The following is a 24,306-nucleotide window of genomic DNA, read 5'->3' as shown; positions in this document are numbered from 1 at the left end:
GCGCGGTCCGCGCGAACGCATCCCTGTCCGTCCGCAGAGGTCATCGGGGATGTCCCGCAGATGTGAGTGCGGGTTTCCCGCAACACCGGCGGCGCGGGCTGCCCCCCGCGCGCGCGCGATCTACCGTATGTGCTATGGACGTCCTTAGCCGCTCCGACGGCAGGCAGCCGCACCCGGTCATCACGGTCGTACTCGCCGACGACCACCTGGTGGTCCGCGCGGGCATGCGGCTGCTCATGGCCGCCGACCCGGCCTTCGAGATCGTCGCCGAGACGTCCACCGTCCCCGAGACGCTGGAGGCCGTACGGCGCCACCATCCGCGGGTGCTCGTCCTGGACCTGACGATGTCCGGCAGATCCAGCCTCCCGACGATACCGGCACTCCTGGCCGAGTCACCCAGGACGCGCATCCTGGTGCTGACCATGCAGGAGGACCCGGCGTTCGCCCGCGAGGCGCTGCGCACGGGCGCCGCCGGCTACCTGCTCAAGGAGGCCGCCGCCGAGGAACTGATCGCCGCCGCCCACCAGGTGGCGTGTGGTGCCACCTACGTCCAGCCCTCGCTCGGTGCCCGGCTCGCCGTGGAGGACCTGGACCTGGCGGAGCGGCACCACGAGGAGCCGCTCACCGACCGCGAGGCGCAGGTCCTGACCCTGCTGGCGCTGGGGCACACCAACCAGGAGATCGCCCGGCGGCTGTTCGTCTCCGTACGGACGGTGGAGACCCACCGGTCGCGGCTGCGGGACAAGCTCGGCAAGGAGAGCCGGGCCGAGCTGATCGCGGCGGCCAGAGAGCGCGGGCTGGTGGCATGACGCCGTCCGGCCCAGGAAGGACCGGGACGCGCCTGGCCCTCGAGGGGCTGGGCACCTGCCTCCTGGCGGCGGCGACCGTCATGGAGGTCACCGACCGCTCGCAGGCCTGGGAGCTCGCCCTCGCCCTGGCCTCCGCGGTCTGCTATCTGCTCCTCACCCCCCTGGTGGCGCCGCGGCAGCGGATGTGGCTGATCGTGGCCATCGCCTTCGCGCTGATGCTGACCGTGGCCGGGACGGTCCGTGTCGCCCAGCAGCCCTCGCTGAACGTCCTGCACGTGCTGCCGCTGCTGCTGGTCGCCTACGCCCTGTTCGCCGTCCGTTCCTCGGCACGCCGGGAGACCAGGCTGCGCAGGGAGCGGGTCAGGGCCCGGCACGACGGCGAGGAGCGCGAGCGCCGCCGCTGGGCGCGCGAGCTGCACGACGACACCCTGCAGGAACTCGGCGCGGTGCAGGTGGTGTTGTCCACCGCCGCCGCGGACGGGCGGCCCGAGGCCATGCGGGAGGCCATCGACCAGGCGCGCGGCCTGGTCGGCAACCAGATCGTCTCGCTGCGGCATCTGATCGTCGACCTGCGCCCCGTCGTCCTGGACGAGCTGGGTCTGCAGCCGGCGCTGCAGGCGCTGTGCCGGCGCTCCTTCGAGACGTACCGCATCCGCACCGAGTTGCGGCTCGGCCCGCAGGCGGACACCGTCTGCGGGAGGCTCACGGCCGAGACGCAGGCGCAGATGTACCGGATCGTCCAGGAGGCGATCACCAACGCCGTGAAGCACGCCGAGCCGACCCGGGTGGTGGTCAACCTGGAGAGCGACCAGCGTTACGTGCACGTGGCGATCACCGACAACGGGCACGGGATGGCCGCGGCGACCGCCGCGGGCCGCGCCGCCCCCCGCGCCGCCGCGTCGCCTTCGCCGCAGACCCGCGGCATCGGCATGTCGGCGATGCGCGAGCGTGCGGAGCTCATCGACGCCCGGCTCACCGTCCGCAGCGCCCCGGGCGAGGGCACGACCGTCGACCTGCGGGTGCCGTGGGGGCCGGGCGAGCCCCCCTGCGAGCTCCGCGGCGAGGTCGCCGGCGGGGGGTGAACACGGGCCGCCTGCGCGGGCGCGGACCCCGACCGGCAGTATGGAGGGCGTGCGACTGACGCCTGTGACCTGGGAACGGCTGACCGATGCCGTCGCCGACCGCGTGCTGGAGCTGAAGCCGGACGACGGCGGCGAGCGCCCCCGGGTCGCCATCGACGGGGCACCCGCCACGCGCCCGCACGCGCTGGGGGAGGCGCTGACGGAGGCACTGCGGCTGCGGGGCCGGCCGGTCGTGCGGGTACGGGCGGACACCTACTGGCGGCCCGCCTCGCAGCGCTACGAACTCGGGCGCCATGATCCCGACGCCTTCTACGAGCGCTGGCTGGACACGGGCGCGCTGTGGCGGGAGGCCTTCGGCCCGCTCGCGCCGGGCGGCACCGGGCGGGTGCTGCCCTCGCTGCGGGATCCGGCGACCGACCGCGCGACGCGGGCCGCGTACGAGGAACTCCCGCCCGGGGGCGTGCTGTTGTTGGAGGGCGCGCTGCTGCAGGGCTACGGCTTCCCCTTCGACCTCTGCGTCCACCTCAGGATGTCGGGGGCGGCCCTGGCCAGGCGCACGCCGCAGGAGGAGCGCTGGACGCTCCCGGCGTACGCCCGTTACGAGCAGGAGGCCGCACCCGCCGCGACCGCGGACGTCGTGGTGCACACCGACGACCCGCGTCACCCGGCCTGGACCGGGTGACGCGACGGCCCTTGCCGCCGCCCCGCCGGGACCGTTAGCGTCCCGGTCCACCATGACTGTCGCCATCGCCCCGCTGACCACCGAGCACGTCCCCGAGGCAGCGGCCCTCCTCGACCGCTGGTACGCCAGGACCCGCAAGGCGCTGCCCCACCAGCCGGGCCGGACCGGCGCGCCGCCGGGGGAGGAACTGCTCGGCAAGGTCCTGGCCGGGCCGGGCGTGGAGGCCGTCCTCGCCCGGGGCGGCGACGGGACGGTCACCGGCTACCTCGCCGCGACCCCGCTGGACCTCGGGGACGACGACCGGGAGGTGCTGCGCGCCCATCCGCGTTCCGCGCTGGTCTCCTACGGCGGGCACGCGCTGCGCGGCGGCCGGGACGGGGTGGGGGAGGACGTGCTGCGCGGGCTGTACGCGGCGGTGGCGGCGCGCCTGGTCGCGGAGCGCCGGCACGTGCACTACGTGGACCTGCCGGCCGACGAGGCGGTGGCCTCCGCCTGGTTCCGGACCGGCTTCGGCCTGGAGCGGGTGCGGGGCCTGATGGCGGTGCGGCCGCGCGGGCGGCAGCCGCGCGGGGTGGACGCGCTGTCGGTGCGCCGTGCGGGGCCCGGAGACCTGGACCGCATCGGGCGGATGGCGGTGGAGGCGGCACGCGCCGACCGCGGCACGGCGGTGTTCCGGCCGCAACCCGATGGCGCGCTCGCGACGTTGCGGACGCACTACGCCGACACCCTGGCCGACGCGCGCTGCGGGGCGTGGGTCGCGGCCCGCAGGGGAGAGGAGGTCGGCATGGTGGTGCTGACGCCGGCGGCCCCTGGCCCGGTCGTGCCCGACGGGTGCGTGGAACTGGTCGAGGCGTACGTGACCCAGGCCGCGCGGGGCGAGGGCATCAGCCGGGTGCTGCTCGCGACGGCGCTGGCGTGGGCGTACGACAGCGGTTACCGGTACATCACGGCCAGTTGGCCGGCGGGTTCGCCGGTGTCGGCGGGGCACTGGCCGGCGGTGGGCTTCCGGCCGGTGGCGTACCGGCTGCAGCGGGTGCTGGACCCGCGCATGTGCGTCACACCACAACGTTGACAGGTTTGAGTGGTGCGAAGCACTCCTCCTTCACTGTTAAACTAATATCAGCTCGCCCGGCGGACCCAGGAGCGTCCGCGGCGAACTCCCCAGCTGCCCCGGCCAGATCCCCCCGTCCTGGCCGGGGCTTCCCCTTGTTCTTGGTCTGGACATGACCAATCCATGGGAGTACCTTCGCTGTTGGTCTAGACCTAGTGCCTGCAGGCTGCGCACTGCTCTCAGAACTCCCCCACGTTCTCCGAGGAGCGAAGCATGCACAGGAAATTCGGCCCCGCCGTCGTCGGTCTGGGCCTCGCGGTGCTGTCCGTGCTCGGCACCGGCAGCGCCTGGAGCCACGGCTACACCGACGCCCCCATCAGCCGTCAGAAGCTCTGCGCCAACGGCGCCGTGACCAACTGCGGCGACATCCAGTGGGAGCCGCAGAGCGTCGAGGGCCCCAAGGGGTTCCCGTCCCTCGGCCCCTCCGACGGCACCCTCTGCGCCGGTGGCAACAGCCGGTTCGCCCAGCTCGACAACCCGCGCGGCGGCACCGGCTGGCCCGCCACCAAGGTGACGGCCAACCAGAGTTACAGCTTCCGCTGGCAGTTCACCGCGTCACACGCGACGAGCGACTTCAGGTACTACATCACCAAGCAGGGCTTCGACCCCAGCCGGCCGCTCACCCGCTCCGCGCTGACCCTGACGCCGTTCCTGACCGTCGACTACAACGGCGCCAGGCCGCCCGCCACCGTCACCCACCAGGGCACCATGCCCAGCCGGACCGGGAAGCACATCATCCTGGCCGTCTGGTCCGTCGCGGACACCGGGAACGCCTTCTACGCCTGCTCCGACGTGCAGTTCTAGGCGTCCGGAGCGGGCCTAGGCGTCCGGAGCGGGCCGGCGGCCGAGCAGCCGCTCCCGTACGGCGCCGGCTCCGGCGGGGGTGCCTCCGCCGGAGCCGGTGCCCGATCCCTCCGCGCCGGCCGCGACGTTCGTGCCGGCCGCAACCGGTGCGGGCGGCGCGGACGCGTGTCCCGCCGCCGTCCACCACCAGCTCGGTGCCCGTGACCCAGGCCGCCTCGTCCGAGACCAGCCGGCGCACGGCCCGGGCCGCGTCGCCGGGTTCCCCGATGCGTCCCATCGGCAGCCCGGCGGCGATCGCGCCCTCCGCGCCCTGCCACCCGAGCGCGCCATCTCGGTGCGCACCAGGCCGGGGGAGACCGCGTTGACCCGTACGCCGGGCCGAGTTCGCCCGCGCGCTGCATCGTCAGGTGCAGCAGCGCCGCCTTGCTGGTGCCGTGGGCGCCGACGTTCGCGGTGCGCGGCACTGGCGGTGCGCGCGCTCGGCGGCCTGGACGTCCTGGTCGGCAACGCCGCCACCAACCTCCGTACGGGCCTCTCGCGGACGCCGACCCGGACCTGTGGCGCACCGCGTTCACGGTCAACGTCGAGGCACCCCTGCGGCTGACCCAGCCGGTGTGGCGGACCTGGATGCGCGAGCACGGCGGCACGGTGGTCAATGTCTGCACCGAGGGCGCCGGGCACGTCGGGCCGCGAGGTGGCCGGGGTCGGCAACCGTCCCGGCCGGGGTGGCCCCGGTGTGACCGGCGGCGCGCAGCCGCCCGGCCGCCGCCTCCAGCCGGGCCGGGTCGCGGGCCGTGAGCAGGGTGCGGGGGCCGGCGGCGGCGGCAGTTCCGCGGCGACGGCCTGACCGATCCCGCCGGACGCGCCGGTGACCAGCGCCGCGCGTCCGGCGAGGGGGAGGGGGTCCGTCATGGGGTGACGATGTCATGACGGGCCGTCAGTTTCCGGGTCCTCCGCCCCGGGATCAGGGTCGGGGGGCGGAGGACCTGGGGTCGGGGAGGTCAGGAGCTCAGGGGGGGGGTCAGGGGGTCAGTGTCCACTTCTGGTTGGCGCCGCCGGTGCAGGTCCACAGCTGGAGCCTGGTGCCGTTGGCCGAGTTGTTGCCGGTGACGTCCAGGCACTTGTTCGCCTGCGGATTGACGATGTCGCGCGCCCCGGACAGGACCCACTTCTGGTTGGTGCCGCCGGCGCAGTCCCACAGCTGCAGCTGGGATCCGTCGGCGGTGCCGAAGTCCTTGACGTCCAGGCACTTGCCGAGGGCGCGCAGGGTGCCGTCGGATGCCGTGGTCCACTGCTGGGCGGCGGTGCCGTTGCAGTCGTAGAGCTGGACGGGTGTGCCGTTGGCGGGGTTGGCCCCGGCGACGTCGACGCACTTGCCCGCCAGGCCCGTGATGCGGCCGGTGGTGCCGCCCCCGCCCCCGCCGTCGGAGGTGGTGACGCGGACGTAGTCGACGACCAGCTGCTGCGGGAAGGCGGTGCTGCCGTCGGGGTCGCCCGGCCAGTAGCCGCCCACGGCGAGGTTGAGGATGACGAAGAACGGCTTGTTGAACACCCACTGGCGGCCGCCGAGGTCGGCGGGGGTGCGCCGCTGGTAGACGGTGCCGTCGACGGACCAGCTGATGGAGTCCGGGTTCCAGTCGACGGCGAAGGTGTGGAACGCGTCGGCGAAGGCCTGTCCGCCCGGCAGGGTGTAGCCGGCGCCGATGCCGCCCGAGCCGAAGTAGTCGGGCCCGTGGATCGTGCCGTGCACGGTGCCGGGCTCGAAGCCGACGTTCTCCATGATGTCGATCTCGCCGCTGGCGGGCCAGCCGACGTCGCCGATGTCGTTGCCCAGCATCCAGAACGCGGGCCACATGCCCTGGCCGCGCGGGACCTTCATCCTGGTCTCGACGTGGCCGTAGGTGGTGGTGAAGCGGCCCGCGGTGTTGAGCCGGGCGGAGGTGTACTGGCAACTGCCGTACCAGCACTGGTAGCCGGCGGGGTTCTCCTTGCGGGCGGTGATGACGAGATGGCCCTGGCCGTCGAGGGCCGCGTTGCGGTTGCCGGCGGTGTAGAACTGCCGCTCGTGGTTGTTGACGTTGTCGCCGGTCTCGATCTGCCACTTGCCGCCGTCCACGGCGCTGCCGGCCGGCCCGTCGAACTCGTCGGCGAAGGTGGTGACGGCGGCGGTGGCGGCGGGGGCCGCGGGGATTGGGCGGTCGCCGGTGTCGGTGGTGGTGAGGGCGGCGAGGGCGAGGAGCCCGGCGAGGCCGGCGGCGAACAGGCCGCGGGTGCGCGGGAGTCGGCGCGGGCGGGGGCGTGGGGGGAGTGCCTTCACAGGGGCGCTGCCTTTCGGGGCGGTCGTGGGGGCGACGGACGGGGGTGGGTGCATGACAATCATGCACCTGACATTTCTTGGAACCTCGTGCGTGGGGGCACGGGATTCCCGTCCGTCTTTGTTCAAGGCTTAGTTCACGCCGTGATTGAACTGCCGCCCCCACACCCCGTCAAGAGGTCTGGACCAAGAAGGGGCGGGCGGTCCCGAACGGAGGCCCGCCCGGTCCCGCCCGCCCCACCGGCGTCGAGCCCCCTCACGTACCGGGCTTGCGCCCGTACACGTACACGTCGTCACCGTTCTTCAGCAGGCTCCAGTACTTCTTGGCGTCCGCCTTGCGCATGTTCACGCAGCCGTGCGACCCCGGCGGCGACCACACGCTCCCCGCGATCGAGTGGAACGCCTGCCCCCCGTCGAAGAACTGGCTGTACGGCATGGCGACGTTGTACAGCGTCGACCAGTGGTCGATGTTCCGCCAGTAGACCTTCTTGGCGCCGGTGCGGGTCTCGTAGCCGTTGCGGCCGGTGCGCACCGGGACCGGCCCGTACTTCAGCTTCTTGCCGTCCTGTATCCAGCTCAGCTGCCGCGTGAGGTCCACGCACGCGATCCGCCCCTTGTTCGTGGGGCACTTGCCGGCCTTGTTCGGATTGCTGCCCGCCGCCTTCTGGGCGTTCATGATCTTCATGACGCCCCAGGTCACCGGCCCCGCGTAGCCGATGTTCGGCGATATCCCGTACTTCGTCTGGAAGGCGCGTATCGCCTTGCAGTCGGCCGCCGACTGCTTCCCGTCCACCGGCCGTCCCAGGAACTTCTCCACCTGCTTCTGGTACGGCCCCTTGCTCGTCGTGCACGATGCGGCCTGCGCCGTGCCGCCCCCCGCCACGACCGGTGTCACGGCCATCACCGCCACCGCGAGGGCGGCCCCCGCCCGTCGTCCCGCTGACGCTCCCGCTCTCATCGCTTCCCCTTCCCCGGTGAGGCCGTCGCGCGACGGCCTCACCCCCTAGGACAACCGGGAGCCACCGGAGGTTGCGGAACGACCGGCGTGGGAAACGGAACCGGTGGGTCGTTAGCCGCGCGGGGCGCCGTCGAGGGTCTCGCGGACGATGCGCACGGCCTCCTCCGTGTCGGCGCGCGAGACGTCCAGGTGGAAGACGAAGCGCAGCCGCCCGGGGTAGCCGGCGCAGCGCAGCCCGCGCCGTGCGAGACGCTCCTGCACCTCCTCGGCGGACAGCCCCGGCGCCGGCTCGGCGAAGACCATGTTGGTCTGGGCGTCGCCCACCACCAGACCCGGCACGCCCTTGATCCCCTCCGCGAACAGCGCCGCGTTCGCGTGGTCCTCGGCGAGGCGCGCCACCTGGTGCTCCAGCGCGTACAGCGCACCCGCCGCAAGGATGCCCGCCTGCCGCATCCCGCCGCCGAGCGCCTTGCGCCAGCGCAGCGCCCGCGCCACGAACTCCCGGCTGCCCAGCAGCGCGGAACCGACCGGGGCGCCCAGGCCCTTGCTGAAGCAGACCGAGACGCTGTCGAAGTGGCCGGCGATCAGCCGCGCCTGTTCGTACGGGTCGCCGCCCGCGGCCACCGCGGCGTTGAACAGCCGCGCCCCGTCGAGGTGCGTGGCCAGCCCGTGCTCGCGCGCCAGCCCGGTCGCGGCCCGCAGGTAGTCCACCGGGACGGCCCGGCCGCCGATGGTGTCCTCCAGGCACAGCAGCCGGGTGCGCGGGAAGTGCGGATCGTCCGGCTTCACCGCGGCCGCGATGTCGGCCGGGTCCAGCGTCCCGTCCGCCCGGTGGGGCAGCGGCTGCGGTTGGATCCCGCCGAGCACCGCACCGCCGCCGCCCTCCCAGCGGTACACGTGCGCCGACTGCCCGGCGATGTACTCGTCACCGCGGCCGCAGTGCGTCAGCAGCGCGCACAGGTTGCTCTGCGTGCCGGACGAGACGAACAGCGCCGCCTCGAAGCCGAGCCGCTCCGCGATCCGCTCCTGGAGGGCGTTGACCGTCGGGTCGTCGGCGAAGACGTCGTCGCCCACCTCGGCCTCCGCCATGGCCCGGCGCATGTCCGCGCCGGGCCGCGTGACGGTGTCGCTGCGCAGGTCGACGACCCGTCCGGGCTGCTCATCGGTGACATCAGTGATCGGCATACGGTCACCCTGCCATGCCCGCCCATCGGTAGGATCGTCGGGTGAATTCCTACTGGCACGTCGTCCTTCCGCCGCTGTGCGCCTGACCGGGCGCGCTCACTGACGGTTCAGACCCCCGCCCCCGGCAGGCCATCCGGCCGACAGGCTCGCCACACCGCGCGGCGCCGCCGTGGTGCTGTACCTCGCCGTGCTGACGACGTTCCTGGCCTACCGGCTCTTCGGACTCGGGCTGCGGCACACACCGGCCTCGGTGGCCACCACGCTCACCCTGGCCGAGCCCGCCGTGGCCGCGCTGCTCGGCGTCGCCGTGCTCGCCGAGCGGCCGACTCCGCTGTCCTGGGCGGGACTGGCCGTACTCCTCCCGGCCCTGGCGGCGCTCTCCCGCAGGGACCGCTGACGGATCACCCGACGGACGGACTTTCGGCCTGCCGGCCCGTTCCCGCCCCGGGTCACTGGGGCGGGATGTCGTCCATGCGCTCGCCCTCCGCCTGGGAGGGGGTCGTCCGGGGCACGTCCGGGTGGATCTCCATCGTGCTGCGCTCGGCTTCGTCGTAGATCCGCTCCCCCTCCGCCTGGGACGGGGTCTCGGCGTAGAGGAACGGATCGGCGTCCGAGGACGTGGACTTCATGGCGGACCTCCTACGCTCGCTGCCTCCATCCTGCTCCCTCACGCCCTCCGCGGCGAAACCAGCAGGAACGCCCTCCGCCGGCGGTCGTGGTGCAGCGTGCACTGCCAGCCGTACGCCTCCAGTACGCCCTGGCACCGGGTCAGCTCGGCCTCGGCGGTGCCGGCGGCGTCTCCGGCGGGCGAGTGCCAGGACACCTCGGCGACCCCGCTCTGGGCGGAGGGCGCTACGGCGTATCCGGTGGCCGAGGGCCGCCCGGCGGCGTCGCGCCGGGACGGAGGCCGGCCGGCCGCCTCCAGCGCCAGGGCGACGGCGTGGACAAGGCGTTCGCGCTCCCAGGGCGCGGGGCGCGTGGTGTCGCCGTCCTGCAGGACACGGCGGATCTCCAGCAGCCCCGACCAGGCCGACGCGACCTCGGCGGCGCGGCGGGGGGCGGCGGTGCCCGTGCCGTGCCCGTCGTCGGCCGCGAAGCCGGGTTCCGGAACCGGCTCCGGTTCCGGGCCGGGAGCGACGGCGGGCGCCACCCCGGACTCCTGGGCGGGGGGCTCCACGCGGGCCAGTTCGGTGCGGACCCGGCGGCCCTCCTGGGTGAGGTAGTAGCCGCCGGTGCGCCCGTAGCGCACGGCGAGGCCCTGCCTGGCCAGCGCGGCGCAGGTCGGTTCGCGTGCGCCGAGCTGACCGGTGTTGGCGTCGGACTCCAGCAGGGCTCGGCGCTGGACGGCGGTCAGGGTCATGCGACGCACCCTATGAGGCGGACGCGGGGGGCCGGAATGCCCTACACTCGAAATCGAGCAGTTGTTCGAAAGAGGTGGAGGCGGACACACCATGGTCGAAGCCGAGCCGCACCAGGACCCCGGTCCCTGCGTGCTGTACATCCGCTGCGGCGGGACCGATCCGGCGACGCTCGCGGCGCTGGCCGGGCTCGTCGGCCGGTTCACCCCCGTCGTCCGCGCCGAACCGCCGGACGCGGTCGTGGCCGACGTACGCTCCGCGGTGAGCTTCTACGGGCTGCTGCCCGAGCAGCTCGCCCTCATGATCAGCACCCGGGCCTCGGCCCTGTACGACGTGAGCCTCACGATCGGCGTCGCCGGAAGCCGCACGGTCGCCGCCATGGCCGCCTGCGACGTGCTCGTCGGCCGGATCCGGGCCGTCGACTCCGATCCGCGGGCCGTCGCCGACTTCCTGCGGGCCAAACCGGTGGCGGCCCTTCCCGGGATCACCCCGGAGGCCGTCCGGACGCTGGCGGCGGCCGGGCTGTACACCGTCGGGGAGGTCGCCGCCGCGCCGCTGCCCGAGATCCAAGCGGTCCTCGGCGCCGACACCGGGCGCGGCGTGTGGGAACGCGCGCACGGCCTCGACCCCGCCCCGATCACGCCCGAGCACCCGCCCGGCTCGCTCGCCGCCGACCGTCTCTTCACCGCCGACGCCACCGACCCCACCGACCAGGGTGCGCTGAGCCGGGCCGTCCTCGAACTCGGGCTCGGCCTCGGGGACCGGCTGCGCAGCACGGGCCGCACCGCCACCGGGCTCACCCTGACCGTCCGGCTCGCCGGCGGCTCGTCCGTCAGCCGCAGCCGCAGCCTGCCGGAGCCCACCTCCGACCCCGGGGAACTCGCCGAGGCCGCCTACGCCATGCATGAGGCCCTCGGTCGGCACGGCGCCCCCGTGCGGGCGGTGGCGCTGCGCGCCGAGGGGCTGTCCGCGGCCGACCTTCGCCGAGCCCGTTCCGTGCCGGTCGGTGCGGGCCGCGGACGGGCCGTGCTGCCGTCGACCTTCGCGGATCCGCCCGCGCCCGGCCCCGCTCAGGAGGAGCGCCGGCTGTCCTCGTGAAGCGCCTCCAGCACGGCGGCCATCACCTCCGCCCCGTCAAGGGGGCGGGGCAGTGGTGCGCGCCGGGCCCGCGCCATGTCCGCGAAGCACCCGTCGCACACGGCGAGCGGGAGATGACGGATGCCGCAGTCGCGGACGGTGTCGTCCTCCCGCCCGCAGACGTCACATCCCGATGATGCCGCCATGTGTTCGATACTGCCTGGTTCCGGTGTTTCGCGACAGGGTGCGATCGGCGTTCGACGTTCCGTCAGAGTCCCTTCGGTCACGGGCACTTGACCTGGCCGTGGGCCTCGCGCCGGTCCCTGGCGCGGCGCCGGTTGCGAGGTCGCCGGAACGGGGCAAGGGTGGGAAGAGGGAACTTCCGATCGAGCATCGAACGGAGCTTCTCATGCACGGGATGAAGGCCGACCTCTACGCGCGCGACCTGACCGAAGCGCGCTGGGTGAAGAGCAGCAAGAGCCCCTACCGGGAAACCTGCGTCGAGGTCGCGGAACTCGCCGGCGGAGCCGTCGCGATCCGCGACTCGAACAACACGGACCTGCCGCCCCTGCGGTTCACCGCCGAGGAGTGGACGGCGTTCCGGGAGGGCGTGCGCGACGGCGAGTTCGGTTAAGGCCCACCGCGTATCGACCCCGCTCGGCGGGCCGGTCCGCCGAGGCCGATCGAGGGCCTCGGTGAACGGGTCCGCCGAGCCCCGTCGACCGCGGCGTCCCCCTCTTTGCGTCGAGCATATGGTTGCCTGGGGCGACCACCTGATGGCCTCGGTGGTTGCGTCGCGGAAGGGATCGGGTTCAGGGTGGTTGGGAAGGCAATACCGGACCTCGATCGGGGGTTCCCCATGCGAGCGAGAAAGGCCGACCTCTACGCGCGGGACCTGAGGGACGCGCGCTGGGTCAAGAGCAGTAAGAGCGGTTACCTGCCGGAGTGCGTCGAGGTGGCGGACCTCGGCGACGGAGCCGTCGCCATCCGGGATTCCGAGAACAAGGACCTGCCGCCCCTGCGGTTCACCGCGCAGGAGTGGAGGGCGTTCAGGGAAGGTGTGCGCGAGGGCGAGTTCGGTCAGCACCCGTGACGTCCCCCTCGCTCGGCGGGCCGGTGGGACCGGCCCGCCGAGCGCGTCACGCGTCGCCCAGCACCCGGAGCGTCTGTGCCCGCAGCGCGCACGCCACCACGCCCTCGCGGGTGTGCCGCACCTGCGGTTCCGTCGCCGGGTGCCGCCCGGAGATCAGGTCCACGATGCGGTACGCCGTCTCCTCGTCCTCCGCCGCGATGCACACCAGGACCGTGCCACGGTCCGCCTCCTGCTCCGCCATGGGCGCCTCCTCCGTCGTCCGGCCATCCCCGTCGACGCGTCGGAAGACCCCGCCGCCCCCGCCGCGGTTCTGCGCCCGGCGCCGGTTCACCCGCACGAAGCACCACGGGGTGCGCGGGGCTTACGATGAGGCGCCGCCGCCCGTACCCGGAGAGGAAGCCTTGGCCAAGCAACGGATTCCGGTCGTCGTCATCGCGGGATTCCTGGGCTCGGGAAAGACCACGCTCCTCAACCACCTCCTGCGCAACAGCGGCGGCACCCGCATCGGCGCCATCGTCAACGACTTCGGCAGCATCAACATCGACGCCCTCTCCGTCGCCGGCCAGGTGGACTCCATGGTCGCCCTCGACAACGGCTGCCTGTGCTGCGCCGTCGACGCCACCGAGATGGACGACATGCTCGCCCGGCTCTCCCGTCCGCAGGCCCGCATCGACGTCATCGTCATCGAAGCCAGCGGTCTGGCCGAGCCCCAGGGCATGATCCGGCTGCTGCTCGCGAGCACCGACACCGCCATCACCTACGGCGGGCTGGTCGAGGTCGTCGACGCCGCCGAGTTCGAGGCGGTGCGTGCGCGGCACCCCGAACTCGACCGCCATGTGCGGGCCGCCGACCTCGTCGTCCTCAACAAGACCGACCGCGTCGACGCCGCCGGCCGCGAACGCGTGCGTGACGCGCTGGCGGCCGTGGCCCCCGGAACGCCGCTCGTCGAGGCCGCCCACGGCCGAGTGGACCCCGCCCTGCTCTTCGAGCCGCGGGCCCGTACGGCGGTCGGCACGGCCGCCCGCCAGCTGTCGTTCGACGAGCTGTCCGCCGACGACGGCCACGGGCACCACGTGGACGGCGACCACACCGGCCATCTCCACGCGGCGTACGACAGCGTGGAGTTCACCTCCGAGGCGCCGCTGCACCCGCGCCGGCTGATGGAGTTCCTCGACGACAGGCCCGCTGGGCTCTACCGGATGAAGGGTTTCGTGCGCTTCGCCGCGCCCGCCCACCGCCGGAAGTACACCCTGCACGCCGTCGGCGGCTTCCTTCGCTTCGTGCCGTCGTCCTGGTCCCGGGGCGAAGCCCGCGCCACCCGGCTGGTGATGATCGGTTCGGGGTTCGACGCGCACGCCCTGCGCAAGGCTCTCGACGCCTGCGTGGCCGAGCCGGGCCGGGAACTCACCGAGGACGCCATGCTCGGCGTCCTGCGCTACGTCCGTCCCTGACGCGCCCGCGCGCCCCGGAGGCGGCCGGCGGCCGTCGCCGCCCGCGGGTCCCCACGGGTCCCCGTGGTGTCAGCGGCCGCGCAGGGCGCGGGCCGTCGCACCGGTGCGCTCGCGGAGGAGGACGCGCAGGGTGGCGGCGTGCTCGTAACCCACCCGGCGGGCCACGACCCCGACGGGCAGGTCGGTGGTGCGCAGCAGGTGCGTGGCCTGTTCGACGCGCAGGTCCTGGACGAAGCGGACCGGGGACACGCCCAGCACGCGTCGTACGGCCCGCTGCAGGGTCCGCTCGCCGACCCCCAGGGCGCGGGCCGCCTCCGCGATGCCGATCGGCTCGTGCAGGCGCAGCCGCACCCAGCGCTCGAACGCGGCACCGTCGGGTCGGCCTGGGCCAGGGCGCTGGGGATGGTGTACGCCGACTGCGACGGGCGCTCGTCGACGACCAGGTACCGCGCGATCAGATCGGCCAGTGCCGGGCTGGACATGCGCACGACCGCCAGCGCCAGGTCGACGTGGCCGAAGGCGGCGCCCGCCGTCGTGACACCGTCGCAGCTGGTCACCATCCGGGTCTCGTCGACCGTGACGGCCGGGTAGCGCCGCCGGAAGACCGGGGCCAGCCACCAACTCGTCGTCGCGCGCCGCCCGTCGAGCACGCCGGACTCGGCGAGCAGGAAGGTGCCCGTGCAGGCGGAGGCGACGGGCGTGCCGCGCTCGCGCGTGGCCGCCACCAGGCGGCGCACCGCGGCCGTGCCGGGGCCCGACACGCGCTCCACGAGGGCGTCCGGCCGCCGCTCCGCGAGCGCCGGGACGAGCAGCAGGCCGGCCCCCTCGGCCGCGCCGAGGGGCGCCGCCGACACCGTGTGCCCGCCGCCGGTGCGGACCCGGCGGCGCGGCCCGACCGTCGTCACGTTCCAGGCGGGCGGTGGCTGCGGAAGCTGCTCGCGCATCGCGTTGGCCGCATCGAGGACGTCGAGGACCGCGCAGAGCCCGGAGTCGAACACGCCGTCGTACGCCACCACTGCCACATCCATGACGGAAACGGTATCCAAGACGTCGTTTCCGACGCTGGGGGAGCCGTGCCGCACGGCATGGGTTTCCGGTGTCCGGACGAACGCACCCCCGATGAAGGGAAGGAACAGGTCATGAGCGAGGCCGAGCCCCCGACCACCGTCGTCAACCTCAAGGGCCACCGCGACGACCCCGCGTACGCGGACGTCGTCTACGTGGGCCGCCCGATGCACCGCGGCGGATGGCACCTGCCCGGATCCCCGCTGGCCGGCCCCTACCGTCCCGGGCCCGACGGCACCCGCCAGGAGGTCCTGGACAAGTACCGGGAACACCTGCTGGGCCGTCCCGACCTGCTCGCGCTGCTGCCCGCGCTGCGCGGCCGCAGGCTGGGCTGCTGGTGCGTGCCCGAGCCGTGCCACGCGCAGGTCGTCGCCGAGCTCGCCGACGCGTCCTGACCCCGTCCCTCCGTACGGGCGGCCGGACGCGTGTCCCGATCCGAGGGTCGCGCGTCCCACGGGCATCCGGCGGGACGGGCCGCCGCGGCCGACGATGGATCCACCGGCACCGGGCGCCCCGCCCGGCCGCCGGCGGAACCCGGAGACCTGTCAGGAGATTCGACGTGGCTGAAATCATCGCGGACATCGAGGTGCCCGCTACCCGGCTCGTGGCGGAGGCGACCGAACTGGTGCGTAAGGCCGCCGACCCGGTGGTGTACCACCACTCCCGCCGGGTGTACTTCTGGGCGTCGATGCGCGGCCGCAACCGCGGGTGGGACTTCGACCCCGAGCTGCTGTACGTCGGCGCCCTCTTCCACGACCTGGGGCTGACCGACACCTACGCCCGTACCGACCAGCGCTTCGAGATCGACGGCGCCGACGAGGCCCGCCGCTTCCTGCTGCAGCACGACGTCCCCGAGGAGCGTGCGCGGCTGGTGTGGGAGGCGATCGCCCTGCACACCACCCCGGAGATCCCGTGGCACATGGCGCCCGAGATCGCCCTGGTCACCTCGGGCGTCGAGGTCGACGTCCTCGGTTTTGGGTACGACGAGATCACGGCGGAGGAGCGCGAGGCGGTCGTCGCCGCCCACCCGCGGCCCGACTTCAAGAACAACATCCTCAAGGAGTTCACCCACGGCATCGCACCGCGCCCCGGCACGACGTTCGGCAACGTCAAGGCCGACGTCCTGGAGCGCTTCGTGCCCGGCTTCGTCCGCGGGAACTTCGTGGACACCATCCTCCAGTCCCCCTGGGCGGAGTGACCGCGGCGCCCGGTCCCGGCCGTCGCGGTCAGTCCTCCTCGGTGCCGTACGGCCGGGTGGTGCGGAAGCGGTCGCGGTAGGTCCCGGGGCTGACGCCGAGTCGGCGCCGGAAGGCGCGGCGCAGCGTCTCCTCGGACCCGAAGCCGCTGCGCCGGGCGACCGTGTCGAGGGCGTCGTCGCCGGCTTCGAGCAAGGCCTGGGCGGCCTCGACACGGATGCGTTCGACGTACTGCGCGGCGGTGCCGCCGGTCTCGGTGCGGAACAGCCGGGTCAGATGCCGTGAGCTGACCCCGGCCCGTGCCGCGAGCGCGGGCAGGCTGTGGTCGGCGGCAGGGTCGGCGGCCACCTGGTCGAGGACCTGGCGCAGCACCGAGTGCGCGGGGTGCCGGGGGCTCTGCCGGACGCTGAACTGCGACTGGCCGCCGGGCCGGGCCATGAAGACGACCAGGAACTTGGCCGCCTTGCGGGCGATGTCCGGGCCGAGGTCGGACTCGACCAGGGACAGGGTCAGGTCGATTCCCGCGCTGATGCCCGCGGAGGTGATGAAGCGGCCGTCCCGTACGAAGATCGCGTCGCTGTCGACCTCGACCTTGGGGTAGCGGGCGGCGAGGTCGTCGGCCAGCCGCCAGTGCGTGGCGGCCCGCCGTCCGTCCAACAGTCCGGTCGCGGCCAGCGGGAACGCGCCCGCGCAGACCGAGGCGACGGTACGGGAGCGGTCCGCGAGGCGGGTGATGCCGGCCACCAGCGCGGTGTCGGCCACCGCCGCCCACCAGTCGGGGCGCCCGGGGATGACCAGGGTGTCGACCGGGAAGTCGACCTCGTCCAGCGACAGGTCGGGCACCAGCCGCAGTCCCGCGGTGGTCGTCACCGGCGCGCCGTCCGGGGAGACGGTGCTCGTCACGTAGTGCGCGCCGTACTCGTTCGCCGCCGTGTACACATCGAGCGGACCCGTCACGTCCATCAACTGCAGTCCCTCGAACAACAGCACCAGCACCCGGTGCGGCGGCACGACCGTCGCGGTCCCGGACGGCTGGTGCGGGTTCACGCGGGACGTCACTGTCATTCCTCCGGGTGCGGGCCGGTCCGGGGGACCGCCGCGGAAGCCCATGTGGCCCGCGTCCCGCGGACGTTGGGTCCGCGGAACCCCGTCCGGCCCGCCATTGTCGCCCATGCCCGCGGGCGCCTACGACGCCGGGCTGGTGACCCCGGCGACGGACCGCTGGAGCGGGGCGAGGCGGCGCGTGGTGACCACGCGGCGGCCCCGCTCGTCGTCGTGGATGCAAGTGGACCCGGCCAGCCGGCGCACGATCTCCAGCCCGCGGCCGTGCTCGTCCGGCGGGGTGCTGTCGGGCGAGGCCCCGTCGTGGTGCCGGGCCTCGCCGCTGTCGGTGACGGTGATGACCAGGCCGTCGTCGTGCATGCACAGCCGGATCGACATCTGGGCCCGCCCGTGGCGCGCGGCGTTCGCGGCGAGCTCGTCGACGATCAGCTCGGCGGCGATGCGGTCCTCCGCGGCCAGTCCCCAGAGCCCCAGCAGCTCGGACGTGAAGTGCCGCGCGGCGCCCACGTAGGCGGCCTCCGCGGGCTGCACGAGTTCCGCCGAACGAGTGGGGGTGGTGTCACCGCACATGACGTGTGGGCCCTTCATCGATGAGGCCCGCGGTCCCGGCGACCGCGGGGTCGCCCCACCGGCCACGCCGCCGCGCGGCACGCCGTGACGCCGGCCTGACTTCCGGCCGCCGTGCCCGGCACCGCTTCCGTCCCCCCGCGCGGATAGCGTGGACGTGTGCGTCTTCTTGTGATGTCCGATACACACCTGCCCAAACGTGCCAAGGAGCTTCCGGCCGAACTACTGGACCGGATTCCCGAGGCCGACGCCGTCATCCACGCCGGCGACTGGGTCGACGACGCGACCCTCGACCTGCTGGAGGCGAGGTCACGTCGGGTGATCGGCGTGTACGGCAACAACGACGGCCCCGGGCTGCGCGCGCGCCTGCCCGAGGTCGCCCTCGCCGAGCTGGGAGGGCTGCGCTTCGGCGTGGTGCACGACAGCGGCCCGGCACAGGGACGCGAACGCCGCTGTGAGGAGCGCTTCCCGGATCTGGACGTCCTGGTCTTCGGGCACAGCCACATCCCCTGGGACAGCACCGCACCGGGCGGGCTGCGGCTGCTCAACCCCGGTTCCCCGACCGACCGCAGGCGTCAGCCGTACGGCACCTACCTCACCGCCGTGGCGGCCGCGGGCGTGCTGAGCGAGGTGCGGCTGCACGAACTGCCGCGCCGCTGACCCGCGCCGGCGAGCCGCTGCGCCGGGGAGTTCCGGCTCAGCGCTCGAGAGCCGGGTCTCCGGCCGGCCGGACCGCGCCCGAGGGCTCGGAGACCATGACCGCGCCGGGGGCACCGGCGGTCTCCGCCTCCCGCTCCCGGGGCTCCGTCCCGTGCGCGCCGTCCGCGGGCGGCAGCAGCGCCATGACGGCCTGGCGGTGCGCGTCGCCTGCGTCCTCGTCGAAGGGGTCCGGGGTCGCCGGCACCTGCACCCGGAGCACCGGCCCCGTGCCCAGACGCACATAGCCGCGGCCCGGCGGCACCTGCGCGGCGGACGTCGAGCACTGCGGCGCGCCGAGCACCGCCTGGGTCTGCTCCGCGGTGACCGCGCCCAGTAGCACCCGGGCCCTGGTCTGGGCGACGACCACCTGGGAGAGCGCCTCGGCGCCGTCGAGGTGGTCGGCGACGGCGACGGTCACCCCGGCCGCCCGGCCGTGCCGCAGCGGGATGTCCAGCAGTTCCTGCGGGTCGGGACGGCTCTCGGCGTGCGCGAGCTGGCTGAGCACCGTCGGCCGGTCGACGAGGATCCACAGCGGCCGCCGTACGTCGTCGGGCGCGGTGCGGCCCGCCTGCCGGGCGCGGTTGACGGCGATCAGACGGCGCTCGGTCTCGTGCGCCGCCCACTCCAGGGTGGCCAGCGTTCCCGCGAGGCCGCTCTCGACGGCCATGACACCGGGCCGGCCGGACAGGAACGCGTACTCGCCGGTCCCGCTGCCGTCGACCACCACGACGTCGCCCTCCGGCAGTGCCTGGAGCGCGATGGAACGCAGCAGCGTGGTGGTGCCCGTGCCGGGGTGGCCGAGGGCGAGCAGGTGCGGCTCCGTCGAGCGCGGGCCGGTGCGCCACACCACCGGGGGAGCGTCCCTGACCTCCTCGCCGTCCTGGACGGGGACGGTGCGCTGCACCGACCCGGGGTCGGTGAAGCCGAGCACCGTCTCTCCGGGGGAGGTGACGAAGCGCTGGGCGGCGATGTCCGTGGGCAGCGGGGGGAGCGCGGTGAGGGTGAGGTGGTTCTCCTCCTCGTTCCACTCGAAGCGGTACTCGCGGCCCCGGCCCACCTTGGCGTGCAGCACGTGCTCGACGCGGGCCCTGGCGGCGGCCTCGCCGTCGGTGAAGTAGGCGGGGTACTTCAGGTGCAGGCGCACCAGTCGCCCGTCCTCGAAGGCGTGGTCGCCGAAGACGTTCTCCCAGCTGCCGTCGTGGGCGTAGAGCGGGCTGGGGTCGTCGGCGACGGACAGATACGGCACCAGGGCCTCGTACAGCGCGGTCAGCCGGTCGTTCTCGCCGCCGCTCGGTCCGCTCGGGGCGGGGGTGCGGTCCCTTCCCATCCAGCCGGCGGAACCCATCCAGGCGGCGAACATCAGGTAGGCGCCGTAGGGCAGCAGGACCAGGACGAGGAACCCGGCCCCCACGGAGGCCAGCAGCGCCGGTCCGCGCCGGTCCTTGGGCGTGCTGCCCCACCAGTCGCGTGCCCAGCCGGCCTGGCGGCGCAGCCCGCGCGCGATGACGAAGAGCGGGTGGAGGACGTCCGTGGTGCTGTCGACGGCGGCCCGCGCGAGCTCACGGCCGCGAGTGAGCGAGGGGCGGCTGCTCAGGAGGGCGGAGAGGGGGCGCCGGACCACGGGGAGCTCCAGAGGGTCGTTGCGGGGGCGGTACGACGGGACGGCGGGAGGGGACGGGGGTGGGGACGACGGGACGGTGGGAGGGGACGGGACGGGAAGGGCCCGGTGCGGAGCGGCGCCGGGCCCGGTGGATCGGCCGTGCGGAACGGCCTAGAACTTGATCCCGCCCAGCAGGCTCGCCAGGCTCGCCCCGCCGGCCTTGATGCTCGGGGCGATGGCGGTGCCCGCGAGGTAGAAACCGAAGAGGGCGCAGACGAGCGCGTGGGACGCCTTGAGTCCGTCCTTACGGAAGAACAGGAAGACGATGATGCCGAGCAGGACGACGCCTGAGATGGACAGGATCATGGGGGCTACTCCTGTGTGATGGGGACTGTCACCATGAGTTGTTCCAGAATTACAGATAGTAATATGTTCTGAAAAGAGGCGAATGGGTGATTTATAGGGAGGTTCACCCTTTCGGCCCTGCTGAACTGTTTCTTCCGGCGTGATCCTCGCCGGTCATCCGGCGTGTCATGTGGCAGGCCCCGCCGACGGAGCAGCGAAGTCGCCCGTTCGAGTGATCAAAATCGTTAAGCTTCGGCCATGGCTTCTCGTTCGGTCCACACCCCGGCCGCTGCACGATCCGGGAGCCCGCCCGGCGAGGCCAGGGCGGTTGAGGCCGCTTAGGGTGGATCACGAGAGCGGTCCCCTCCGCGCACGGCGACCGGCCCCTTGCAGTGAGGAACGATGAGCGAGCCGACCCCGCAGAACGATCCGGCCCAGGACCCCGGCGTCCTGCGGCTCGCAGCCGAGATGTTCGACCTCGCCCGCCGCGGCGGCACGGAGAAGCTGGCGGCCTACGTGGACGCGGGCGTCCCGGCGAACCTCACCAACGACAAGGGCGACACCCTCGTCATGCTCGCCGCCTACCACGGCCACGCCGCCACCGTGGCCGCCCTCCTGCGGCACGGCGCCGACCCCGACCGTGCCAACGACCGCGGCCAGACGCCGCTGGCCGGTGCCGTCTTCAAGGGCGAGGACGAGGTGGTCCGCGTCCTGATCGACGGCGGCGCCGACCCCGCCGCGGGCACCCCGTCGGCCATCGACACCGCCCGCATGTTCGGCAAGGACGCACTCCTGGAACTCTTCGGCGCCGTATGACACCCGGACGCGCCACGACGCCGCACCCACCATGAAGAGAAGTGGACCCATGACGGAAACCGACAGCTGGAACAATCCGCTGCGCGATCCATCCGACCGGCGGCTGCCGCGCATCGCGGGCCCGTCCGGGCTGGTGATCTTCGGTGTGACGGGCGACCTGTCCCGCAAGAAGCTGATGCCCGCCGTGTACGACCTCGCCAACCGCGGGCTGCTGCCGCCGGGCTTCTCCCTCGTGGGCTTCGCCCGCCGCGACTGGGCGGACGAGGACTTCGCGCAGGTCGTCCACGACTCCGTCAAGGAGCACGCGCGCACCCCCTTCCGTGAGGAGGTCTGGCAGCAGCTCTCCGAGGGGATGCGGTTCGTGCCCGGCGACTTCGGGGACGACGACGCCTTCGAGAAGCTGCGCGCGACCGTGGAGGAGCTCGACAAGGCCCGGGGCACCAGCGGCAACTTCGCCTTCTACCTCTCCGTGCCGCCCAAGTTCTTCCCCCTGGTCGCACAGCAGTTGAAGAAGCACGGGCTGTCCGACCCGCCCGAGGGCTCCTGGCGGCGGGCCGTGATCGAGAAGCCCTTCGGGCACGACCTGGCCAGTGCCCAGGAGCTCAACCAGGTGGTCCACCAGGTCTTCCCGCCCGCCGAGGTCTTCCGGATCGACCACTACCTGGGCAAGGAGACGGTCCAGAACATCCTGGCGCTGCGTTTCGCCAACACGATGTTCGAGCCGCTGTGGAACCGCTCCTACGTGGACCACGTGCAGATCACGATGGCCGAGGACATCGGCATCGGCGGCCGCGCGGGCTACTACGACGGCATCGGCGCCGCACGCGACGTCATCCAGAACCACCTGCTGCAGCTCCTCGCCCTGACCGCGATGGAGGAACCGTCGGGCTTCGACGCGAAGTCCCTGGTGCAGGAGAAGCTGAAGGTCCTCCAGGCCGTCCGGCACCCCGACGACCTGGCCGCCCACACCGTGCGCGGCCAGTACGCGCACGGCTGGCAGGGCGGGGAGGAGGTGCCCGGCTACCTGGAGGAGGACGGCATCGACGCCGAGTCCAGGACCGACACCTACGCCGCGATCAAGCTGGGCATCGACAACCGCCGCTGGGCGGGCGTCCCGTTCTACCTGCGCACCGGCAAGCGCCTGGGCCGCCGCGTCACCGAGATCGCGGTCGTCTTCCAGCGCGCCCCGCACTCCCCGTTCGACAACACCGCGACCGAGGAGCTGGGGCAGAACGCCCTGGTCATCCGGGTCCAGCCGGACGAAGGTGTCACGGTGCGCTTCGGCTCGAAGGTGCCCGGTACGTCGATGGAGATACGCGACGTGACGATGGACTTCGCCTACGGCGAGTCCTTCACCGAGTCCAGCCCGGAGGCCTACGAGCGGCTGATCCTGGACGTCCTGCTCGGCGACGCCAACCTCTTCCCGCGACCGCAGGAAGTGGAGGAGTCCTGGCGGATCCTGGACCCGATCGAGGAGTACTGGGACCGGCACGGCACGCCCGAGCAGTACACCGCCGGTACCTGGGGTCCGAAGGCGGCGGACCAGATGCTCGCACGAGACGGCAGGAGCTGGCGCCGGCCATGAACATCGATCTGACCGAGACCACCTCAAGCAAGATCAACTCAGCGCTGATCAAGGCGCGGAGGTCGATCGGCAGCCCGGCGGTGGGCATGGTGCTCACCCTGGTCATCGTCACCGACGAGGGGAACCACTACGACGCCCTCAAGGCCGCCTCCGACGCCTCGCGCGAGCACCCCTCGCGCATCCTGGTCGTCATCAAGCGGCCCGGCCGCTCCCCCCGGGACCGGCGCAGCGCCCGCCTCGACGCCGAGGTGCGCGTCGGCGGCGAGTCCGGCACCGGCGAGATCGTCCTGCTCCGCCTGCACGGCGAACTCGCCGACCACGCCCACAGCGTGGTCCTGCCGCTGCTGCTGCCCGACGCCCCCGTGGTGGTCTGGTGGCCCGTCGACGCCCCCGCGAACCCCGCCGCCGACCCCCTCGGCGCGCTGGCGCAGCGCCGGATCACCGACGCGTACGCCGTCGAGCGGCCCATGGAGGAACTGGAGGCCCGCGCCGCCGGCTACACCCCCGGCGACACCGACCTCTCCTGGACCCGGCTCACACCCTGGCGCTCCATGCTCGCCGCCGCGCTCGACCAGGCCCGGGCCACGGTCACCTCGGCCGCCGTCGAGAGCGAGGCCGACAACCCCAGCGCCGAACTCCTCGCCCGCTGGCTCGGCAACCGCCTCCGCGTCCCCGTCGACCGCGTCGTCACCGACGGCCCGGTCGTCACCGCGGTACGGCTGCGCACCCCGGACGGCGACATCACCATCGACCGCCCCGAGGGCCCGCTGGCCACCCTCACCATTCCCGGACAGCCCAGCCGGCACCTCGCGCTGAAGGTCCGGCCCACCGCCGACCTCATCGCCGAGGAACTGCGCCGGCTCGACCCCGACGAGATGTACGCCGCGTCGCTGCGCCACACCGACGAGGCGCCGCCGCCGCGCCGGGCGAAGACGACCGCGCGGAGCACCAAGAAGCGGCCCAAGCCGGCCAGCGCGGAGGCCGCCAAGTAGACCGACTGCCGCAGCGGTACGCCGGGGGCGGCGCACACCGCCTGCAGGAGCAGCATCGCGGCCGTGGTGAACAGGTAGCAGACCACGACCGTCAGCGCCGACTCCAGGTGCGCCCGCCACCCGGCGCGGCCCCCGCCGAAGGTGAAACGCGCGTGCAGCTCGGTGGCCAGCACCGTCGAGGCCACCGTCACGCCGGCGTTCGCCAGGGCGAACGGCACCGGCCCCGAGAGCACCAGCAGCACCGCGGAGGACGCCAGTCCGACCCCGCCGCCGCACACGGCGAAGCGCACGAACGCGGCCGGCGCGGAACGCGCGGAGTCCGCGGTGCGGGGCCGGCGGGCGGGAGCGGGCGGGGCGGATATCTCCGCGGTGACGGGGTCCATGCCCGCACACTGCCCGCCCCCGCTGACAGGGCGCTGACCGCGCACTGACGCGCCGCCCGCACGCGCCCGACG

Annotated in this window: 30 protein-coding genes and 2 pseudogenes; 18 read left to right on the top strand and 14 right to left on the bottom strand. The window is 73.5% G+C overall.

What is annotated here, in order from left to right:
• Positions 1 to 134 precede the first annotated feature (134 nt).
• The 5 genes from PV342_RS10170 to PV342_RS10150 all read left to right on the top strand — a co-directional run bounded on the left by PV342_RS10170 (position 135) and on the right by PV342_RS10150 (position 4,488).
• Positions 135 to 809, top strand: a complete 675-nt coding sequence (locus PV342_RS10170; protein WP_400806520.1) for a response regulator — start codon at positions 135 to 137, stop codon at positions 807 to 809.
• Complete coding sequence (locus PV342_RS10165) at positions 806 to 1,891, top strand: sensor histidine kinase (protein WP_018561592.1); 1,086 nt, start codon at positions 806 to 808, stop codon at positions 1,889 to 1,891. The genes PV342_RS10170 and PV342_RS10165 overlap by 4 nt, the downstream gene beginning before the upstream one ends.
• Positions 1,892 to 1,940: 49 nt before the next feature.
• Positions 1,941 to 2,573 (top strand): nucleoside/nucleotide kinase family protein, encoded by a 633-nt coding sequence (locus PV342_RS10160; protein ID WP_329189399.1) that lies wholly within the window; start codon positions 1,941 to 1,943, stop codon positions 2,571 to 2,573.
• A 52-nt stretch (positions 2,574 to 2,625) separates the two neighbouring features.
• On the top strand, positions 2,626 to 3,645 hold the full coding sequence (locus PV342_RS10155; RefSeq protein WP_500316694.1) for a GNAT family N-acetyltransferase: 1,020 nt from the start codon (positions 2,626 to 2,628) through the stop codon (positions 3,643 to 3,645).
• Between the two features lie 252 nt (positions 3,646 to 3,897).
• Entirely contained in the window at positions 3,898 to 4,488 is a 591-nt protein-coding gene (locus PV342_RS10150) for a lytic polysaccharide monooxygenase auxiliary activity family 9 protein (protein ID WP_018561589.1), read from the top strand.
• Here the strand turns inward: PV342_RS10150 and PV342_RS10145 are convergent.
• On the bottom strand, positions 4,418 to 4,765 hold the full coding sequence (locus tag PV342_RS10145; RefSeq protein ID WP_500316692.1) for an SDR family oxidoreductase: 348 nt from the start codon (positions 4,763 to 4,765) through the stop codon (positions 4,418 to 4,420). The genes PV342_RS10150 and PV342_RS10145 overlap by 71 nt on opposite strands.
• 378 nt (positions 4,766 to 5,143) lie before the next feature.
• Here PV342_RS10145 and PV342_RS10140 point away from each other — a divergent pair, with 378 nt between their 5' ends.
• Positions 5,144 to 5,335 (top strand): hypothetical protein, encoded by a 192-nt coding sequence (locus PV342_RS10140; RefSeq protein WP_500316690.1) that lies wholly within the window; start codon positions 5,144 to 5,146, stop codon positions 5,333 to 5,335.
• Between the two features lie 174 nt (positions 5,336 to 5,509).
• On the opposite strand, the gene PV342_RS10135 is transcribed toward PV342_RS10140, so the two are convergent.
• From PV342_RS10135 to ltaE, 3 genes are all read right to left on the bottom strand, one after another.
• A complete protein-coding gene (locus PV342_RS10135) occupies positions 5,510 to 6,868 on the bottom strand; it encodes an RICIN domain-containing protein (RefSeq protein ID WP_400806534.1) in 1,359 nt (452 codons plus the stop codon).
• Between the two features lie 190 nt (positions 6,869 to 7,058).
• Entirely contained in the window at positions 7,059 to 7,703 is a 645-nt protein-coding gene (locus tag PV342_RS10130; protein WP_400806536.1) for a L,D-transpeptidase family protein, read from the bottom strand.
• A 168-nt stretch (positions 7,704 to 7,871) separates the two neighbouring features.
• Positions 7,872 to 8,945: a low-specificity L-threonine aldolase gene (ltaE, locus tag PV342_RS10125; RefSeq protein WP_396346957.1), complete on the bottom strand. Its 1,074-nt coding sequence runs from the start codon at positions 8,943 to 8,945 to the stop codon at positions 7,872 to 7,874.
• Between the two features lie 163 nt (positions 8,946 to 9,108).
• On the opposite strand from ltaE, the pseudogene PV342_RS10120 reads away from it, so the two are divergent.
• A pseudogene (locus PV342_RS10120) lies at positions 9,109 to 9,342 on the top strand (EamA family transporter); the annotation flags it as partial.
• A gap of 52 nt (positions 9,343 to 9,394) precedes the next feature.
• On the opposite strand, the gene PV342_RS10115 reads toward PV342_RS10120, so the two are convergent.
• Positions 9,395 to 9,574 carry a hypothetical protein gene (locus tag PV342_RS10115; RefSeq protein WP_026251461.1) on the bottom strand — a complete coding sequence of 60 codons (180 nt, stop codon included), beginning with the start codon at positions 9,572 to 9,574 and terminating at the stop codon, positions 9,395 to 9,397.
• 38 nt (positions 9,575 to 9,612) lie between these two features.
• Positions 9,613 to 10,305, bottom strand: coding sequence for a hypothetical protein (locus tag PV342_RS10110; RefSeq protein ID WP_400806542.1), 693 nt, complete (start codon positions 10,303 to 10,305; stop codon positions 9,613 to 9,615).
• A gap of 91 nt (positions 10,306 to 10,396) precedes the next feature.
• On the opposite strand from PV342_RS10110, the gene PV342_RS10105 reads away from it, so the two are divergent.
• Positions 10,397 to 11,401, top strand: a complete 1,005-nt coding sequence (locus PV342_RS10105; RefSeq protein WP_400806544.1) for a DNA polymerase Y family protein — start codon at positions 10,397 to 10,399, stop codon at positions 11,399 to 11,401.
• On the opposite strand, the gene PV342_RS10100 is transcribed toward PV342_RS10105, so the two are convergent.
• Positions 11,374 to 11,586, bottom strand: a complete 213-nt coding sequence (locus PV342_RS10100) for a hypothetical protein (protein ID WP_018561581.1) — start codon at positions 11,584 to 11,586, stop codon at positions 11,374 to 11,376. The genes PV342_RS10105 and PV342_RS10100 overlap by 28 nt on opposite strands.
• Positions 11,587 to 11,789: 203 nt before the next feature.
• On the opposite strand from PV342_RS10100, the gene PV342_RS10095 reads away from it, so the two are divergent.
• On the top strand, positions 11,790 to 12,014 hold the full coding sequence (locus PV342_RS10095) for a DUF397 domain-containing protein (protein WP_018561580.1): 225 nt from the start codon (positions 11,790 to 11,792) through the stop codon (positions 12,012 to 12,014).
• A 225-nt stretch (positions 12,015 to 12,239) separates the two neighbouring features.
• Entirely contained in the window at positions 12,240 to 12,473 is a 234-nt protein-coding gene (locus PV342_RS10090) for a DUF397 domain-containing protein (RefSeq protein ID WP_386992022.1), read from the top strand.
• A gap of 46 nt (positions 12,474 to 12,519) precedes the next feature.
• Here PV342_RS10090 and PV342_RS10085 read toward each other — a convergent pair whose 3' ends face one another.
• Positions 12,520 to 12,714 (bottom strand): hypothetical protein, encoded by a 195-nt coding sequence (locus PV342_RS10085; protein ID WP_400806552.1) that lies wholly within the window; start codon positions 12,712 to 12,714, stop codon positions 12,520 to 12,522.
• 160 nt (positions 12,715 to 12,874) lie between these two features.
• Between PV342_RS10085 and PV342_RS10080 the strand changes: the two genes are divergently transcribed.
• Positions 12,875 to 13,924 carry a CobW family GTP-binding protein gene (locus PV342_RS10080; protein WP_386992025.1) on the top strand — a complete coding sequence of 350 codons (1,050 nt, stop codon included), beginning with the start codon at positions 12,875 to 12,877 and terminating at the stop codon, positions 13,922 to 13,924.
• Between the two features lie 69 nt (positions 13,925 to 13,993).
• Here the strand turns inward: PV342_RS10080 and PV342_RS10075 are convergent, their stop codons facing one another.
• Complete coding sequence (locus tag PV342_RS10075; protein ID WP_500316715.1) at positions 13,994 to 14,173, bottom strand: helix-turn-helix domain-containing protein; 180 nt, start codon at positions 14,171 to 14,173, stop codon at positions 13,994 to 13,996.
• A 293-nt stretch (positions 14,174 to 14,466) separates the two neighbouring features.
• Positions 14,467 to 14,868, bottom strand: a pseudogene (locus PV342_RS10070) (DJ-1/PfpI family protein); the annotation flags it as partial.
• A 195-nt stretch (positions 14,869 to 15,063) separates the two neighbouring features.
• Here PV342_RS10070 and PV342_RS10065 point away from each other — a divergent pair.
• Positions 15,064 to 15,384, top strand: coding sequence for a DUF4326 domain-containing protein (locus PV342_RS10065; protein ID WP_500316687.1), 321 nt, complete (start codon positions 15,064 to 15,066; stop codon positions 15,382 to 15,384).
• A 164-nt stretch (positions 15,385 to 15,548) separates the two neighbouring features.
• Entirely contained in the window at positions 15,549 to 16,187 is a 639-nt protein-coding gene (locus PV342_RS10060; protein ID WP_386992031.1) for an HD domain-containing protein, read from the top strand.
• Positions 16,188 to 16,215: 28 nt separating this feature from the next.
• Here the strand turns inward: PV342_RS10060 and PV342_RS10055 are convergent, their stop codons facing one another.
• Both PV342_RS10055 and PV342_RS10050 read right to left on the bottom strand, forming a co-directional pair.
• Positions 16,216 to 17,244, bottom strand: coding sequence for a GlxA family transcriptional regulator (locus PV342_RS10055; protein ID WP_500316685.1), 1,029 nt, complete (start codon positions 17,242 to 17,244; stop codon positions 16,216 to 16,218).
• A 126-nt stretch (positions 17,245 to 17,370) separates the two neighbouring features.
• Entirely contained in the window at positions 17,371 to 17,817 is a 447-nt protein-coding gene (locus tag PV342_RS10050; protein ID WP_018561573.1) for an ATP-binding protein, read from the bottom strand.
• A 156-nt stretch (positions 17,818 to 17,973) separates the two neighbouring features.
• Between PV342_RS10050 and PV342_RS10045 the strand changes: the two genes are divergently transcribed.
• Positions 17,974 to 18,474 carry a metallophosphoesterase family protein gene (locus tag PV342_RS10045; protein WP_026251457.1) on the top strand — a complete coding sequence of 167 codons (501 nt, stop codon included), beginning with the start codon at positions 17,974 to 17,976 and terminating at the stop codon, positions 18,472 to 18,474.
• Between the two features lie 37 nt (positions 18,475 to 18,511).
• Here the strand turns inward: PV342_RS10045 and PV342_RS10040 are convergent, their stop codons facing one another.
• A complete protein-coding gene (locus PV342_RS10040) occupies positions 18,512 to 20,134 on the bottom strand; it encodes an ATP-binding protein (RefSeq protein ID WP_500316683.1) in 1,623 nt (540 codons plus the stop codon).
• 150 nt (positions 20,135 to 20,284) lie between these two features.
• Entirely contained in the window at positions 20,285 to 20,479 is a 195-nt protein-coding gene (locus PV342_RS10035) for a hypothetical protein (protein WP_018534760.1), read from the bottom strand.
• Between the two features lie 381 nt (positions 20,480 to 20,860).
• Between PV342_RS10035 and PV342_RS10030 the strand changes: the two genes are divergently transcribed.
• The 4 genes from PV342_RS10030 to PV342_RS10015 all read left to right on the top strand — a co-directional run bounded on the left by PV342_RS10030 (position 20,861) and on the right by PV342_RS10015 (position 24,271).
• Positions 20,861 to 21,274, top strand: coding sequence for an ankyrin repeat domain-containing protein (locus PV342_RS10030; RefSeq protein ID WP_329189415.1), 414 nt, complete (start codon positions 20,861 to 20,863; stop codon positions 21,272 to 21,274).
• 49 nt (positions 21,275 to 21,323) lie between these two features.
• The gene (zwf, locus tag PV342_RS10025; protein ID WP_400806571.1) at positions 21,324 to 22,859 is read left to right on the top strand and encodes a glucose-6-phosphate dehydrogenase; all 1,536 of its coding nucleotides are present in this window, start codon (positions 21,324 to 21,326) and stop codon (positions 22,857 to 22,859) included.
• Positions 22,856 to 23,851 (top strand): glucose-6-phosphate dehydrogenase assembly protein OpcA, encoded by a 996-nt coding sequence (gene opcA / locus PV342_RS10020; protein ID WP_400806573.1) that lies wholly within the window; start codon positions 22,856 to 22,858, stop codon positions 23,849 to 23,851. Before zwf ends, opcA begins: the two co-directional genes overlap by 4 nt.
• Before the next feature lie 162 nt (positions 23,852 to 24,013).
• Positions 24,014 to 24,271 carry a hypothetical protein gene (locus PV342_RS10015; protein WP_500316680.1) on the top strand — a complete coding sequence of 86 codons (258 nt, stop codon included), beginning with the start codon at positions 24,014 to 24,016 and terminating at the stop codon, positions 24,269 to 24,271.
• Positions 24,272 to 24,306: the final 35 nt, after the last annotated feature.

Source organism: Streptomyces sp. PA03-3a (assembly GCF_033792735.1).
GTDB lineage: Bacteria > Actinomycetota > Actinomycetes > Streptomycetales > Streptomycetaceae > Actinacidiphila.
This window is presented reverse-complemented; position numbering and strand designations above follow the sequence as displayed.